The organism is Rhodococcus sp. WWJCD1, from assembly GCF_002258735.1.
In the GTDB taxonomy this organism is placed as follows: domain Bacteria; phylum Actinomycetota; class Actinomycetes; order Mycobacteriales; family Mycobacteriaceae; genus Rhodococcoides.
Genome location: NZ_NOXY01000005.1, coordinates 141,060 through 156,982 on the forward strand (window position 1 = coordinate 141,060; position 15,923 = coordinate 156,982).

The following is a 15,923-nucleotide window of genomic DNA, read 5'->3' on the forward strand; positions in this document are numbered from 1 at the left end:
GATCGCTCGACTCGCAAGCGCTGCCACCTGATTGTGGCAGAGCAATCGGGTCCGACACCGCGTTCGACTCTTTCGCCACCTCCCACCAGCCCTGCGGGTTGTCGACCGTACCGATCGACGACGGTGAGAACCGCATCACTCCTGATCAAGACTGTGATGCTTGACACGGACAAATAGTGTCGACACTATGAACCTGCGTTACTCACACTTGCCCCGGTTCATCGAGTCGATGCTCCCGGCGTCCCCTACTTTCGAGGAGAAGATCGCGTGATCGAAGCAAGCAGCACTATTGCAGTGAACAACCCCGATGACACCGAGACATTGACGCGAGACGATGTGTGGGCGGGACTGGTGGAAAAGGCGGAGAACCCACTCCCGTACGTCCGCAACATTTCCGAATGCGTGGTTGCCGAGCGGTTCGAGGGCGGTTTGATCCGTGACATCGTTCACGTCGGACAGCACGTGCGCGAGACAGTCACCTTCTACCCCAAATCACGTGTCCATTTCGTCCGTACACATGGAATCGCGAGAGGCACCATCGACAACGAGATCAGCGAATCAAGCGATGGCACACTTGAATTGACTTTCACATTCCGCATCGTCGTGGACGGTGTCGACGCGGGAAGCGCCGAGGAAGGTGAGTTTGCATCGAATATGAAAGCGGACTATCTCGACGCCGTACAGACGACACTTCAGGCAGTGCGTGACCGCGTTGCTACTTCAGCGTCCCAGTGACCGGAATCGAGACGACATGACAAAGACACCATCAATGGCAACCGCATCAGAGGTTTTCGCCGTCATCGACTCCCTCGACGTAGAGGCATTCGCGAACATGTTCGCCGAGTCGGGACGCCTCACATTCGCGAACGGGACGACGATGATCGGCCCGACGCAGGTGCGCGCCGGCGTCGACACCTTCTTCACCACGATTCGAGGCCTACACCATGAAATCGTGAACGAGTGGCAGGTGGAAGGCACTGCGATCACCGAGCTCGAGGTCACCTACGATCGACTCGACGGCACCAGCGTCACTATTCCAGTGGCGACTCTGTGGCGACAGAACCCCGACGGTTCATTCGACAACTACCGAGTCTTCTTCGATCTGGAGCCCGTTTATGCTTGATCTATCAGGAAAAGTAGCCGTCATCACCGGTGCGGGCGGGGGTATCGGCCAGGCATGTGTTGCGGCGTTCATCGAGTCCGGTGCATGCGTTGTGGCCGCGGATCGAGACGTCGAAGCAGGCAGACGGACCGTTCGAGATCTTCCGTCGGGCAGTCCAGCGATATTCGTCGAAACCGATGTCACCGACGCAGACTCCGTGGGAGCAATGGTCGCAGCCGCTGTCGACAACTTCGGCGGACTACATATCGCCCACAACAATGCCGGCGTCGAGGCCGCCGGCAAGAACGTCGTCGAGATGAGCGAAACCGACTGGTACAGAACGATTGATGTCAACCTTTCCGGTGTATGGCAATGCCTTCGTGCGGAAATTCCAGCAATCATCGCCTCCGGCGGCGGCTCGATCATCAACACCGCCTCAGCCCTGGGACTCGTAGCACTTCCCCACCAAGCCTCCTATGTCGCATCGAAACACGGTGTCATCGGTCTCACCAAAGCTGCCGCGCTCGAATTCTCCGCATCAGGAGTGCGGATCAACGCCATATGCCCCGGAGTGGTGCGCACCGCAATGATCGACGAGGTCGCCGCATCCGATCCGACATTCATGGACAAAATGCACGCAATGCATGCCATCGGCCGAATTGCCGAACCCCACGAAATTGCCGACGCCGCAATCTGGTTGGCGTCGAATTCGTCTTCTTTCGTCACCGGTACCGCGCTCAGCATCGACGGGGCCTACACCGCAAGCTAGGCTCGGGCCCCAATATCGCCTCGGACGTTGATCCGCGAATACAAGCGCCGCAGGTATGGGCACAACGTCTAAGTGTCGACACTTTTTCTATTCTTTGTTTTCACAAGCGATTCTTGGGAGTTCACGATGTTCGACTCGAAAAACCAGCCTGCGATTGCCGCGGCACCACTCGGAGCACGCAGACGCAGCAGCGGCATGATTGTCTTGTTGTGCTTCCTCACCATCACTTTCGACGGTTACGACCTCGTCGTCTACGGCACGACCATCCCGTCGATACTGGGTTACGACGCGTGGAATATCAGCCCGAGCACAGTGGGTTTGATCGGGAGCCTGACCTCGTTCGGATTGCTCATCGGGGCTTTGAGCGCCGGTTCCCTCAGTGCTCGCTTCGGCGCGCGTGCAGTCATGGTGGGCTCGATCATCTCCTTCTCGTCGATGATGGGATTCGCGGCACTTGCGCCCAATCCGGAAGTATTCGCTCTGGTGAGGTTTCTCGGCGGTCTCGGCCTCGGGGCGGTGATGCCCACCGCGATCTCGCTGACGGTGGAATACTCCCGGCGTGAGCGTCGCAATCTCAACAACGCGCTCATGTTCAGCGGATACGCCGTCGGTGCAATTCTGGCCTCGGGCACCGCCATTGTCGTGCTTCCGCAGCTGGGGTTTCGGTGGATGTACGCCATCGGGCTCATTCCCTTGCTGCTCGTACCCGCTATCTGGCGAGTGTTGCCCGAATCCCGCGTCTATCTGATCGCGCAGGGCCGTCGATCCGAAGCCGATCACCTCACCGAGCAGTACGGCTTGGACGACGCCGCTGTTCGCACTCGTTCACAGACGGACCGAAGCATGCGCCAATTGCTCGCGCGCACACATGCCCTCCCCCTGGCATTGTTCACCGTCGCCACATTCTGCGGTTTGCTGGTCATCTATGGCGTCAACACCTGGCTACCCAACATCATGAGAGAGGCCGGGTACTCGCTCGGAATGTCACTGACGTTCTTGGCCACCTTGAACGCAGGGGCGATCGTCGGGGGAATTACCGGCTCTGTCGTCGCGGACCGAATCGGCTCCAAGATTCCCGCTGTGATCGCGTTCTCGATTGCGACCACCTCGACGATCTTGATCAGCACGGGGCTTCCCACCGCAGGACTGTTCGTGGTGGTTGCCATGCTGGGAATGGGCACCACCGGGACTCAGATCGTCGTCACGGGGTGGGTGGCCACCTACTTCCCGGACGCGCTGCGCACAGGTGCCATCGGATTCGTCCTTGGACTGGGCAGGCTCGGTGCCATTGCGGGCCCGGCCATCGGTGGATGGATCACCGCATCCGCACTCGGCCACCAATGGAACTACTACACCTTCGCTGCATTTGCAGTCACGGGCGCGGTAGCCATGTTCCTCGTCCCACTCACGCGCACAGAATCGACCCGACACACTCCTCAGTGATCAGGCCACCCGTACGTCAGCACAGTGATGCTTGACACAAGGACTAAGTGTCGACACTATTGATACGGACTCGAGCGACATCCGCTGATCACGCTGATTGAACGCGTAGTCGTGTGGCGGGATGACAGGCCGGAAAAACAGATCGATCAACGTTTGGAGAACTGTGAATTCATTGGAAGGCTCCGTTGCCATGGTTACCGGCGCGGCTCGCGGAATCGGTGCGGCATCGGCGCACGCGCTTGCCCGCGAAGGCGCGGCAGTGTTGATCTGCGACCTTCTCGACGACGACGCAGAAGAAACACTGCGATCGATCGTCGACTCCGGTGGACGCGCGTCGTATATACGCACGGACGTATCGGACTCCGATTCCGTCCAAGCTGCAATCGCGCATGCCGAGAGGACATTCGGACCGCTCGACATCGCTCACAACAACGCCGGTACCTTTCGGCCGGCTCCACTGGCCGAGCTCGACGACGACGACTGGGACACCGTCATCAAGGTCAATCTCACCGGCGTGTTTCTCTGTATGAAGTATCAGCTTCGTGCCATGCTCCCCCGCGCCACAGGGTCCATCGTCAATACGGCATCGGTCTGGTCGTTCGCCGGCTCCAATGGCCAAGCAGCTTATGCCGCAAGCAAACACGGCGTTGTTGGATTGACGAAAACGGCTGCACTGGACTACGGCACCTCAGGGATACGAATCAATGCCGTAGCCCCGGGCCCGATCGCCACCGCGATGACAGCATCGGTTCCGAACGAGATCATGGAGCAGGTTGTCGGAAGGACCGCAGCCCAGAGGTACGGCCAACCCGACGAAGTCGGCAACGCCGTGGCATGGCTGTCATCGAGCCAGGCGTCGTACATCAACGGCGTCGTACTACCCGTGGACGGCGGATGGCTCGCTAGCTGAGCTCACTGAAATCGAATGAAAGAAACCTCTATGACTACACCGACTTGGTCCCTCGTCCAGTACACGGTCGACGGTGCCGACGTTACGCTGGGAATAGCCTCCGACGGCGTCGTCCGGCGCGCTCCGATCGACCTGAACAAGATGAACACCGTCGAACTACTTCGCCAATGGGACACCCACCGGGATATGTTGCAGAACCTCGACATAGACGAACTGGAGATCGTCGACAGCGCCGTACTCGTGGCACCGCTGACATACCCGAACTCGATCCTGTGCGCGGGCGTGAACTACTACGACCACGCCGAAGAAATGGGCACCGCACGGCCCGACCCCGCGGCGGATCCATTCTTCTTCCTCAAGTCGCCTACCGCCACGGTCATCGGGCCCGCCAGTGATATCGCGATCTTCGACAAGGATCGGTCCAACGTGGACTGGGAGGCAGAGCTCGGTGTCGTCATCGCACGCACATGTGACTCGATTACCGAAGAACAGGCAGCCGAATATATCGCGGGATACGTAGTAGCCAACGACATATCCGACCGTGGACTGTTCCACCGCGACAACGCAGTCTTCCCGGCATTCGAATGGGACTGGGTGGGACACAAGAGCCAGAACGGCTTCTGCCCCATCGGACCCGGGATCGTACCTTCCTGGCAAGTACCCGATCCGCAGGCACTCGGGATACGCCTCGATGTCAACGGAACGATCAAGCAGGACTCCAACACCTCCCAGATGGTCAGCAACGTCTACGCTCTCGTCGCTGCTGCGAGCCGCATCATGACCCTCGCTCCCGGTGATCTCGTTCTGACGGGCACCCCGGCCGGAGTCGGCATGCCGCGTAAGGACTTCCTGAAGGTCGGCGACGTCGTCACCGTGGCAATCGACGGGATCGGAAAACTCACCAACACGATCGTTGCAAAATGACCTCCCACGACGACATCGCGCGTGTTACGAGCTGGCCAACGGAGGCAACACTGCCGGGCACGATGACCGCTGTGACATTCCGACAATTCGGTGGACCCGATGTTCTGCACCCGGAAGAAGTTCAGGTACCACCACTCGCGCGGGATCACGTTCTGATACGCGTCGGTGCAGTGAGTGTCGGCCGACTGCTCGACCTCGTAGCGCGCTCCGGCAACCATCCATACGCTCGCTTTTCGTTCCCGCACATACTCGGGGCCGAGCACGCCGGAGTCGTCGCCGCGATCGGTGCCGACGTCACCGGACATCGGATCGGAGATCACGTAGCCACCTTCCCCGTGGTCACGGACCCAAATTGTCCTGTCGTGCAGGCTGGATACGGAGAATTGTCACCGACACTGCAAATCATCGGCACTCACCGTCAGGGGGCGTACGCCCAGTACGCTGCAGTCCCCGCGCGCAACGTGTTCTCCGTACCGGACGGTCTGTCACCCTCCGACGCTGTGGCGGTGGCATTGGCCGGTGCGGTGGCGATGAACCAACTGCACCGCGCGGGATTTGTTCCTGGACAACGCCTTGTCGTACAGGGAGCCACATCGGCACTGGGATCGACGACGGCTCTCCTTGCCCAGCATCTCGGTGCCGAACTGATCGTTACGTCACGACATGCCGACAAGCGAAAGCGACTGTCCGCTCTAGGTTTCGCCAATGTGCTCGACTCCACGTCCGTTTCGCTGGCGCAGGACATCAGAGATATTTTCACAGGCCGCGGCTCAGACATTGTCGTCGACAACCTCGGGGACCTCGCATTGTGGACCAAGGGCATGGACGCCTTGGCACCCGGTGGAGCGATGGTCACTTCAGGAGCATTCCTCGGCCGCGAAGTCACCGTCGATCTGCAGAGGCTGTACTCGCAGGGACAACGAATAATCGGCGTTCGAACGGGGAACCTCGAATCGGCAACCCGCATGTGGGCAGAGGTCCACAAGGGTTTCCGCAGCGTCGTCGACCGAACGTTCCCGCTGAGATCGGCATCCGAGGCTCATCGATACGTGGAATGCAGCTCCAACGTAGGCCGCGTGACTCTTACCGTGGACTAGAACCGACCAAGCACAGGCACCGTCGGCCCGATCGTCGTGTTCGTGCCGACCGAAGACGAACATTGGAAAGGACAACCCATGACCAGCGCACCCAATCCCGATGGAGCGGACCCAGCGGCCCGAGTATCCAAACTTGGTTACGTCACTTTCGACACTCCTGACGTCGAACGAATGGTGTGGTACTACACGCAGGTTCTCGACTTCGCGGTCGTCGAGCAGTCCGCGGACGAGGCATTTCTCACCACCGGTGCGGACCACCACAGTGTCGTCATCAAAAAGGGCGACAAGAAGGCTCGCTCGGCCGTGGGCTACGAGGTGTGGGATTCACTCAGCGACGCTCAGCAACGCCTGAACAACGCCGGTTACGAGGTCGAACGACGTTCCGACGTCGCGCCCGGAACCCCCGACGTAGTCATCCTGAGCGAGCCGGGGACCGGCGTCGAACTCCACCTCATCGAGTCGCAGAAAGCCAGCGGAGTCGACGGACGCGCGACGCTCCGACCGACCAAACTGGGTCACGTCGCAGCGTTCACACCCGAGCTCGACCGAATGCAGAACTTCTACCAAGATCTACTCGGATTCAAATGGTCCGACACCATCGGCGACTTCTTCGTCTTCCTCCGGTGCAACGCAGACCATCACGCTGCAAACTTCATGTCCAGCACGAAGAAGGTAGGTATGCACCACATCGCCTACGAGATGCGGGATCCGAACCACCTGATCACGATGGTGGATCACCTCGCCAAGAACGACTTCCGTTTGCACTGGGGACCCGGTCGTCACGGCCCCGGACACAATCTGTTCACGTACCACAAGGACCCCGACGGCAACACGATCGAACTGTTCACCCAGCTCGACATCATTCACGACGAAGCCAAGGGTTATTGGGAGCCTCGTCCGTGGCACGAGAGCTACCCGCAGTACCCGCGGACGTGGGAGGTCGATGTCGCGACCGTGAACATCTGGGGCCCGATCAACGAACAGGAAATGGAACACTGAGTTTACGCAGTGGGTTGCGGACAATTTTGTCCGCAACCCACCCGGTACCGGACGGTTCCCAAATATGTAACGTAAAGATACGATTGCATCTACTTTTGTTGCATATTTAGCTGAAGCAGCCACGGTGCGACCACGATCTCTCGTCTTCGACTTGTACGGCGAGTATTTTCGCTTCACCGGCGGTGCCGCGAAGCTCGGTGCCCTCAACCGAACTCATGGGGGTCTTCGGTGTGGAGCCTGCCACGGTCAGAGTGGTGATGGCACGGCTGCGCAAGGAAGGCTGGTTCGACTCGGCAAAACTCGGTCGAGAAGTCACCTACCTGCTCGACGAACAGAGTTGGAGATTGCTCGAAGACGGGCGCAGTCGAGTATTCGAACGTCTGGTGGGCGAGTGGGACAGGACCTGGACCCAGGTCCTGGTGGATCCGACAGGCCTCGAACGCGATGGACGCAAGCGCATCGAGACAGCGCTGCCTGCGCAGTCGTGCTTCGGGGCTGACCGACGACCGGTTCATTGCAGAACGCTGTTGGGATCTGGCCGAATTGGGCGAGGGGTATCAGGAATTCATTTGCCTTCATACGTCACGTATCGCGCGGTACCGACGAGGAGTGACCGGTCGAAAGGCTCTCGAGGAGCGGATGGAACTGGTGCAGGCCTACCGCCGCTTCCCCTTTCGCGACCCGGATCTTCCCGAGCCCCTTCTCCCGCCGCGGTGGCGCGGAGGTCCCGCGCACGTGCTGTTCGTCGAATGCGACGACGCACTACGGGACGAAGCTGAAGCATTCGTGCGGTCAGCCCAGGGCCTCTGAGTGCACGAAAAGCAAAACATGTATCATTTACATTGACTAATTTCACCGTTCTGTCACATAATGTGTTTAATGGGACCCGATAGACGGGCAATCAAAATCTCTTACAAGGGACGACATCGATGTCACACCCAGGCGCAACGACAGACTCCGGCCCATCACCTGACCCCCGTGTAACACCTGACCCCCGTGTAAATCCACTACGGGTCGCAGTGATCGGCGGCGGCCCCGGCGGATTGTTCTCGGCCATTGCACTCGCCCAGCGCGTACCCAACTCGGTCGTCGACGTCTTCGAGCAAAACAAGGAAGCCGACGTGTTCGGCTTCGGAGTGGTGTTCTAGGATAGTACGCTCGACTAATTCGACAAGGTCGACACGGTACTTCGAGACACACTCACCGATCATGGTCGACACTGGGACGCGATCGAGGTTCGAGCCAAGGGGCAGACCGTCCGAGCCGGCGGAAACGGTATGTCCGCCGTTCACCGCCGCGTCCTCCTCGGCGCACTACAGAGCCGCGCGGCCGCCCTGGGCGCGAACTTGCACTACTCCAGCTTCGTCGATGCCCAGTCACTCGATGCATCCGGCAAGTACGATCTCGTCGTCGTCGCAGACGGCACCAATTCTGCATCACGCCAACACTTCTCGGATCAGTTGAATCATTCGGTCGAAGATGCGACCGTCAAATTCATCTGGTTCGGCACCACCTTCCAATTCGACGGCCTCACGTTCTTGCACACCGAGTCCGAGCACGGGAACTTCGCGGTCCACGCCTACCCCATCGGGTCCGACTCGAGCACCTTCATCGTCGAGACCGACGAGGACACGTGGCGTCGCGCCGGATTGGATGGATTCGACTCCTCGTCCCCGTCGGGAGTCTCCGACACCGTCAGCCAGAAATACTTGAGAACCCTGTTCGCCGACCAAATCGAAGGTCATGAACTGGTGGCCAACAATTCCCGGTGGTCGAACTTCCGAACCCGACGCACCGAACACTGGCACACGCGCGCCGAACACGGCACTCCGGTGGTGTTCATCGACGACGCGATGCATACAGCCCATTTCTCGGTCGGATCCGGTACCAACATGGCCATGGAGGACGGTGCTGCGCTCGCACACAGCGTCGCTGCGCATTCGGACATGAACGTCGCACTGACGGAGTTCGAGAACACTCGTAGACCTCAGGTCGCAAAGATCCAGACCTCGTCCGTCCCTAGCTTGTCCTGGTGGGACCACTTCGGCGAGTACTAGCGTTCGCTCGAGCCGTGGCAGTTCGGGTTCCACTTCTTCAGCAGGTCGATTTCTGCCGAGAAGAATCGTGTCCGCGATCCGCAGTTCGTCGCGACCATCGAGATCTCGTGGACGAAAGAGCATGAAAGCGAACCTCTTTCGACGCCGTTGACAATCGGAGCGAAGACCCTGGTTACACGACTGCTGACCGTCGTCGACACCGCAGACGGCCAGCTTCACCTCTCCGACGGGACAACGACGATCACTGCGGCGTCGGAGTACGACTCAGCCCACGGCACCCTGCCGTTGGTCACGGCCCCTGACGTACACGGCACCACTCTCGGCCCATCCACCCGTCGCCTCATTTGCACCATCATCGAAAACAACCCGGCTGCAGTCGTGGTCCGCGGCGGCACGGAACTGTCGCGAGTTCTGTGTTCGGAACTGATGAGGTAGGTCGCGCCGGTCGGAATCCGAGGAGGGCGGCAGGAACGAGACGAGGAGAGAACTGACCCGACACACCATCGGTCCGCTCAAACGACGGTTCGTCAAATTCACTACACGCGAACGGGACACGCCCACAGGGTGAATCGACGACAGGCCCAGCATGTGCACGGCCACTGTCGGCAGTCAACGGGCGCGCCGTGCCCTGGCATACCCCTACGAGGTCCGCGGGCCAGGGGCTATTCAGTGTTTGAGTGGTCACTGTTCAGCATGCACCGTCTGGTTCAACCGAGGCGGTGAACGCTAGGTCCCTCCGTAGACACGCGGGGCGGCACCATCAGCTCGGCCTCACCGTCTCCTGCAACCAGCGGAGGGTTGCGGCATCTCGATGTCGCGCCCCCACTGTCTCGCCTCAGGCTCGAGCAGTTACGTACGGCAGCAACGATCCGTAGAACGGAATCGCATACTCCTCGTACAGGGTTGCAAGTTCCTGACCGCCGTCGTTACGCAGATCTCGCTGCAGCTCGGCTGAAACACCGACGGTGCTGTTGAGCGTGACGCCGCCGCGGTACACACGGGTCGCCGCCGCCTCTGATGCCAGTGCATTCCACGTGCCGGACGCATCGAGCACTGCGTGAGTTCGGAAACCCTTCTGCACAGCCGATAGGGCCGCGAAGGTGACACATACATCGGTACTGATGCCGGCGATGATCAACTGCGTACGACCGGTCGATACCATAAATTGTATCCTGTCGAACGAAGTGACCGACAAACTCGCGCGGTCAGTTGAGTTCACGCGTCAGGCCAGCTGACATGGCGGCGGAATAGCCCGGCCTGACAACGACATCCACGACAACAGGTCGACCAGAGCGTACTAGGGACATAGCCTCGGCAAGTGCGCCCGGCAAATCAGCCATCGAGGTGATCGGCCCGATTCCCTCGAGGCCCTGCGCCCGCGCCAGCTGGGCAAGGTCCGGTGCTGGATCATCGATGCGTTGTCCTATCCATTTGCGGTCGACGTCTCGATTCCTCATTACCGCGACCTTTTCCTGGTGCACCTCGTCATTGAAGTAGGACCGATTGTTGGACACGACCGCCAGGAACGGAATGTCGTCGTGCGCCGCAGTCCACAGGGCCTGTACTCCCATGAGGTAATCGCCATCTCCGAGTATGCCGACGGGGATACGCCCCTCGCCCGCATCCCGCAGGGCCAGGGCGGCACCCACCAACATGCCAGGCCCGGACCCGATCCCGCCACCACCGTCGTAACCGAGGAAGTCGAGCGGGTGGGTGAAATCCCAGTCGTCGCCATTCCATCCGAGCGGCAGCCGCACCAGGGTTGCTTGGTGCCCCGCCAATTCAGCGCGTAAAGCGACGGCTATGTCCGACAGTGAAATTGGACGGTCCGCGGTATCCATTTCGTCGTTCTCGCGTACCGCAACTCCGCCGCTCGCGTCCGCTTTTGTGAGGGGTGGGACGTCGAGCGAGGTCAGAAGCTGCTCGACCGCGGTATCGGGATCCGTGGCCAACCACACGTCGACCTCAGGTCGCGCCTGACTGTCTTTACTCCAGCCGTTGTAGAGGTGCTGGTCGAGTGACGCGTTCACCAGAGTCCGTGAACCGGTCGCCGGGGCCTGAGCGAGCGTTCCTGCTGGATCTATCCAGTCCAGCGCAAGTACACAGTCCGACGCCTCGAGCACTTCTTTACCCGCCGCCCCGAGAAAGAAGCCGGGCCCAGAGACGTGAGCAGGATGCGTTGTAGGAAAGGACGAGCCTGCCTTGAGATCGGTGACGACTCGAGCACCGATCGCCTCGACGAGCTCGATCCTTCTTTGCCAATCGATTTCGGACCGCCCGACGCGGCCCGCTAGGACAACGGGCCGTTGAGCGGACGTCAGCAACGTCAACGCACGTGCGATCGACTGCGGAGATGCGACAGATTTGTCGCTGGGCAGACCCGCGCTGACACGTGGCACCACGACGGTACGGTCGAGCGCTTCTTCCTGCACAGCCGCGTCGAGGCACACATAGGTCGGTCCTGGCGGCTCGGCGCGCGCTATGTCCCACGCTCGCGCGAGGGCATCGGACGTCGCTTCCACGGAAAGTGGCTGATCGTCCCACTTCACGAACGGCCGCACCAGGGCAGCCTGGTCCGACGAGGTATGAATCCAGTCGATCCAAGGTCGCCGAAGAGCAGCATCAACTGGACCGGTCGCACCCAGCAGAAACACCGGAACCCGGTCGCACCACGCGTTGTAGATGGCCATGCTCGCGTGCATCAGACCAACATTGCTGTGGATGGCAACCGCGAGCGGCGTGCCCGTCACCTTGGCCCAGCCGTGTGCCAATGCCACAGTGTGCTCTTCGTGCAAACACATCAACATTGCAGGCCGGCTGCCGCCGAGATGGTTGACCAAGCTGTCGTGAAGCCCCCGGAAACTAGCTCCCGGGTTCAGGGCAATGTAGGGAATGCCTGTGTGTCGCAGAAAATCTGCAACGACATCGCTGCCGTAGACCGGGTCGGGTTTGTTCGTCGTCATGAAAGCACCACCGTTGTCGCTTTGGTTTCGGAATAAGACAGCAATTCTTCGACGGATTCCTCGCGGCCCACCCCCGACGACTTCACACCGCCGAATGGAAGGCCCCAGTAATGACGACTGGCACCGTTGACAATCACGTATCCCGCATCGATCGCCCGCGCCATACGGTGCGCCCGAGTGATGTCGCTGGTCCACACTGCGCCGGTCAGGCCGTATTCGACGGAGTTCGCGATCGAGATGGCTTCGTCCTCGTCACTGAACGTAATGACAGAAAGGACCGGCCCGAAGATCTCGTTCTGGGCGACGGCGGAGTCCGGGGGGACGTCGGCGAGTACCGTCGGTTGCAAGAACCACCCCCGGTCACCTAGCCCAACCGGCCGTGATCCGCCCGCAACTACCCTGGCTCCGCTCCGAACACCGGATGCGATGGCGTCGAGGGACTTTCGGTACTGAGCCTCCGAGATCAGCGGACCCATCTGGGTGGTCGGGTCGAGCGGGTCGCCAACCACGATGTCCGTGACGATTGCGGCGACCCTTGCCGTCACCTCCTCTGCGATGGACTCGTGCACGAGTAGCCGACTGGTCGACCCGCACGATTGCCCGGCAGTCCAGGTGAAGTTCATTCCTGTGACCGCAGCCTCCACTGCGCGATCCAAGTCGGCGTCAGCCATGACGATCATCGCGTTCTTGCCGCCGAGTTCGAGTGTGATGTTCTTGACCGCAACGGAGGCGGCGTCCTGTTGAATCATGCGACCGGTCTCCGGGGAGCCGATGAAGCCGATGCGGCGAACATCGGGATGGCGAACCAATGCTCGACCCGCCCCGGCTCCGCGTCCGCTGACCGTTACACACAAGTCACGGGGTAGAACCGTTGCTGCCAATTCCGCCATGCGGAGCGCGGACAGTGGGGCTTGGTCGGGGGCTTTGACGATAACAGCGTTGCCGGCCACCAGTGGCGCAGCCGCTTTCGATGCAGAGAAGAAGAACGGGTGATTGAACGCTCCGATGCGGGCCACGACGCCGAACGGCTGCTGGGTCGTGTAGTGGAGATTGTCGCTGACCGGAATTGTGCGTCCGCCCAGGTCGAGTGCGGCATCACAGAAGATGTCGATCAAGTCGGCCGCCGCATCGACGTCGATGCGCATCATTGGGAGCGGGAATCCTCCGTCGATGGCATCGAGAGTCGCGAGCTCGTCCCGGTGTTCCCGAACGACGCGACCGAATGCGCGCACTTGGTGTGCTCGCTCCCGCGGAGGCAAAGCGCCCCAAGCGCGCTGAGCGATCGTGGCACGACGAACGACGTCGTCGACCTCGGTATCCGAGCAATCCGGAACGTGCGTCAAAATTTGTCCGGTTGCGGGATTCTCGACGGCATACATGCTGGTGGGTGAAACAGATGCGCCGTCCTGCAGAATGGTCCATTCACGCTGTGCGGGCGAAATGTCGATTAATGGTGTCATTGCTAGTTTCCGTTCGTGATGTCGGCGAGCGCGACCTCGTGCCGCCACGCTGTCGCGGTGTTGAAACTGGGACCGAGGTCGGGAAGGTCGCTCCAGTCAGCGTCGTCGATCGGTCGCAGAACCCCACCTGCGGAAAGTATTTGAAGCGACATCCGAGCCAGCTCGCTGACACTGATCGCTTGCAGTACGGCACCCTGCACACTGGTGGACGCGGAGGTTATTCCATGGCCTCGACAGATGACAACGGGGCGACCATTCATTGCATCAGCCATCTCGCTGCCAAGCTCCATTGTCCTGATCAGCACTGCCCGCCGGTAGACAGGAATACCTGCGCGAGCGAGATGGGCTCCCGGAATGTCATATGCGCCGTATATCGGCATCAGTTCGATTCCGGCGAGATCGGCTGCGACCACGTGCGGTGGATGCAAATGCGCGACTGCGCGATTGTCGGGGGACACAGCCATCGCCGCTGTGTGAACCGGAAGTTCGTTCGGAACGCTGTAACCGTCGAGTTCACCCGGTAGCCCGGCTGAGCCGTCGAAGTTCACGAGGCGAATATCCGACGCACGAGTGGACGCGACTCCACGGTCGTCCGCGCTTCGACACCGTATGAGAAGGCGCTGATCGTCGATTCGGAGGCTGATGTGCCCTAGAATCCCATCAACGAGTCCCCTTGCTGCAGCAACTCGACACGCTTCGGCTACGTCAGATCGCTGCGCATAGAGCGGCTGCCTCGATCGCTCGATTTGTTGATCGGTCGTTTTGCTCACGTGTGCCCCCCTGACGGTGGTTTCGGAGCCGCGAGCTGCTCGAGCAATTCGACGAACGACGCGAAAGTCGTGTCATTGTCCAGACCGCGCCTCGCGGCTACGACTACTTTCGGCCAATTCACTGCGACGACACCGGCGAGATATGAGTCCGCGGACGCGTAGGCGATGGCGAATCGATCGGGCGTAGTCGAATGCTCGACGAGGATGTTCTCGCGCGACCCCGCCAACCCCACGATCTGAATCTTCCAGTCGTACTGGTCGCTCCAGACATACTCGACGGGTCTGTGTCCGAGTGGTTCCGACGGTGTCACGATGTTGTGCGCAACTACCGTCGCTTGATCGACTGCGTTGGTCCAATGTTCGAGTCGCGTCAGGCCACCGCGACGTTCGTTGTCGAAACGCGCGACGTCGCCTACCGCGTACACGTTCGCTTGTCCGACTGCTTTGCAGAAGCGATCACAAACAACCCCGTTGTCGATGTCGAGGCCGGACGAAGTCAGCCAACGATCGTTCGGTTGAGCTCCGATACCGACGACCACCACGCTGGCATCGAGGGCGCTACCGTCCGTCAATCCAATTCGGAAAGCACCTCGTTCACCGTCGATCGTTTCGACTCCTACACCCAACCGAACGTCCACGCCGTGAGCTGCATGCAGATCGATGAACCGTTGACCCATCTCTGCACCGAGGATGCGTGACATCGGGACTGGGCTCGGGTCGATCATGGTGACTTCGAGTCCCAACTTGCGTCCCGTCGCCGCTACCTCGGCTCCGATGAAACCTGCGCCGACGACCGCGAGGCGACCTCCGGCCGCCAGATCGGCACGTAGCGCGACCGCATCCGCCATCGACCGGATGACGTGTATGCCGGATCGGTCGCCCCACGGTGACGGGCGTGCGCTCGCACCGGTTGCCAGAATAACCGCGTCGTACCTCACGACCGTACCGTTCTCCAACAGAACGGTCGATTCGGCAACGTCGAGACGTATTGCTGCACTACCCAACACGAGGTCTATATCGAGTTCGACAGCGCCGGCTTCGTCGATGAGACGCACCTGATCGGGCTCCACCTCGCCGGCCAGTACAGCCTTCGAGAGCGGAGGCTTGTCGTACGGCATCTCCGCTTCGTCACCGACCAGAACTACACGGCCATCGAAACCAGCGTTTCGCAACGCCTGTGCGGTACGAACACCGCCGATCGATGCGCCGACGATTACCGCTGTATAGGCGATCACTCGTCGACCAACCATAACGCCGAGACGGGACACGACTTTGCCGCTGTCTCCACCCGCGCGCGCTCGGACTCCGGTACGTCGGTGATCAATACATCTACAACCCCGTCATTGTTGATGTCGAAGTAGTCATCGGCCCCAACCACACAATTGGCATAGCCCTGGCACGCTACCAAATCTGCCTTCACCGTGGTCAT

At 60.5% G+C, this 15,923-nt stretch carries 18 protein-coding genes; 12 read left to right on the forward strand and 6 right to left on the reverse strand.

Translation table 11 applies throughout. The features are described from left to right. The first annotated feature begins 267 nt into the window (after positions 1–267). From CH286_RS02385 to CH286_RS28080, 12 genes are all read left to right on the forward strand, one after another. The gene (locus tag CH286_RS02385; protein ID WP_094608232.1) at positions 268–735 is read left to right on the forward strand and encodes an SRPBCC family protein; all 468 of its coding nucleotides are present in this window, start codon (positions 268–270) and stop codon (positions 733–735) included. Between the two features lie 34 nt (positions 736–769). Beyond that, positions 770–1,123, forward strand: a complete 354-nt coding sequence (locus CH286_RS02390; protein WP_176458111.1) for a nuclear transport factor 2 family protein — start codon at positions 770–772, stop codon at positions 1,121–1,123. After that, complete coding sequence (locus CH286_RS02395; RefSeq protein ID WP_094608234.1) at positions 1,116–1,871, forward strand: SDR family NAD(P)-dependent oxidoreductase; 756 nt, start codon at positions 1,116–1,118, stop codon at positions 1,869–1,871. Before CH286_RS02390 ends, CH286_RS02395 begins: the two co-directional genes overlap by 8 nt. Positions 1,872–1,997: 126 nt before the next feature. After that, complete coding sequence (locus tag CH286_RS02400; RefSeq protein ID WP_094608235.1) at positions 1,998–3,314, forward strand: MFS transporter; 1,317 nt, start codon at positions 1,998–2,000, stop codon at positions 3,312–3,314. A gap of 163 nt (positions 3,315–3,477) precedes the next feature. Beyond that, entirely contained in the window at positions 3,478–4,224 is a 747-nt protein-coding gene (locus tag CH286_RS02405; RefSeq protein ID WP_217902898.1) for an SDR family NAD(P)-dependent oxidoreductase, read from the forward strand. 30 nt (positions 4,225–4,254) lie between these two features. Next, on the forward strand, positions 4,255–5,148 hold the full coding sequence (locus CH286_RS02410; RefSeq protein ID WP_094608237.1) for a fumarylacetoacetate hydrolase family protein: 894 nt from the start codon (positions 4,255–4,257) through the stop codon (positions 5,146–5,148). Between the two features lie 62 nt (positions 5,149–5,210). Beyond that, positions 5,211–6,245 carry a zinc-binding dehydrogenase gene (locus CH286_RS02415; RefSeq protein ID WP_094608371.1) on the forward strand — a complete coding sequence of 345 codons (1,035 nt, stop codon included), beginning with the start codon at positions 5,211–5,213 and terminating at the stop codon, positions 6,243–6,245. Positions 6,246–6,323: 78 nt separating this feature from the next. Continuing rightward, on the forward strand, positions 6,324–7,244 hold the full coding sequence (locus tag CH286_RS02420; protein WP_094608372.1) for a VOC family protein: 921 nt from the start codon (positions 6,324–6,326) through the stop codon (positions 7,242–7,244). Between the two features lie 444 nt (positions 7,245–7,688). Beyond that, entirely contained in the window at positions 7,689–8,054 is a 366-nt protein-coding gene (locus CH286_RS28065) for a PaaX family transcriptional regulator C-terminal domain-containing protein (RefSeq protein WP_255182545.1), read from the forward strand. 209 nt (positions 8,055–8,263) lie between these two features. Further along, positions 8,264–8,392, forward strand: a complete 129-nt coding sequence (locus CH286_RS28070; RefSeq protein WP_255182546.1) for a hypothetical protein — start codon at positions 8,264–8,266, stop codon at positions 8,390–8,392. Positions 8,393–8,521: 129 nt separating this feature from the next. Next, the gene (locus CH286_RS28075) at positions 8,522–9,301 is read left to right on the forward strand and encodes an FAD-dependent monooxygenase (RefSeq protein ID WP_094608238.1); all 780 of its coding nucleotides are present in this window, start codon (positions 8,522–8,524) and stop codon (positions 9,299–9,301) included. A gap of 147 nt (positions 9,302–9,448) precedes the next feature. Next, entirely contained in the window at positions 9,449–9,736 is a 288-nt protein-coding gene (locus CH286_RS28080; protein WP_094608239.1) for a hypothetical protein, read from the forward strand. A gap of 400 nt (positions 9,737–10,136) precedes the next feature. Here CH286_RS28080 and CH286_RS02440 read toward each other — a convergent pair whose 3' ends face one another. From CH286_RS02440 to CH286_RS02465, 6 genes are read right to left on the reverse strand one after another with little or no spacing between them, the layout of a single operon-like run. Next, positions 10,137–10,463, reverse strand: a complete 327-nt coding sequence (locus CH286_RS02440) for an isochorismatase family protein (protein WP_094608240.1) — start codon at positions 10,461–10,463, stop codon at positions 10,137–10,139. A 43-nt stretch (positions 10,464–10,506) separates the two neighbouring features. Further along, positions 10,507–12,264, reverse strand: a complete 1,758-nt coding sequence (locus tag CH286_RS02445; protein WP_094608241.1) for a thiamine pyrophosphate-binding protein — start codon at positions 12,262–12,264, stop codon at positions 10,507–10,509. Continuing rightward, a complete protein-coding gene (locus CH286_RS02450; RefSeq protein ID WP_037155384.1) occupies positions 12,261–13,724 on the reverse strand; it encodes an aldehyde dehydrogenase family protein in 1,464 nt (487 codons plus the stop codon). Before CH286_RS02450 ends, CH286_RS02445 begins: the two co-directional genes overlap by 4 nt. Positions 13,725–13,726: 2 nt before the next feature. Then, positions 13,727–14,470 carry a class II aldolase/adducin family protein gene (locus CH286_RS02455; RefSeq protein WP_094608373.1) on the reverse strand — a complete coding sequence of 248 codons (744 nt, stop codon included), beginning with the start codon at positions 14,468–14,470 and terminating at the stop codon, positions 13,727–13,729. Between the two features lie 20 nt (positions 14,471–14,490). Next, positions 14,491–15,729, reverse strand: a complete 1,239-nt coding sequence (locus CH286_RS02460; protein ID WP_255182547.1) for an NAD(P)/FAD-dependent oxidoreductase — start codon at positions 15,727–15,729, stop codon at positions 14,491–14,493. Beyond that, complete coding sequence (locus tag CH286_RS02465; protein ID WP_094608243.1) at positions 15,726–15,923, reverse strand: ferredoxin; 198 nt, start codon at positions 15,921–15,923, stop codon at positions 15,726–15,728. The genes CH286_RS02460 and CH286_RS02465 overlap by 4 nt, the downstream gene beginning before the upstream one ends.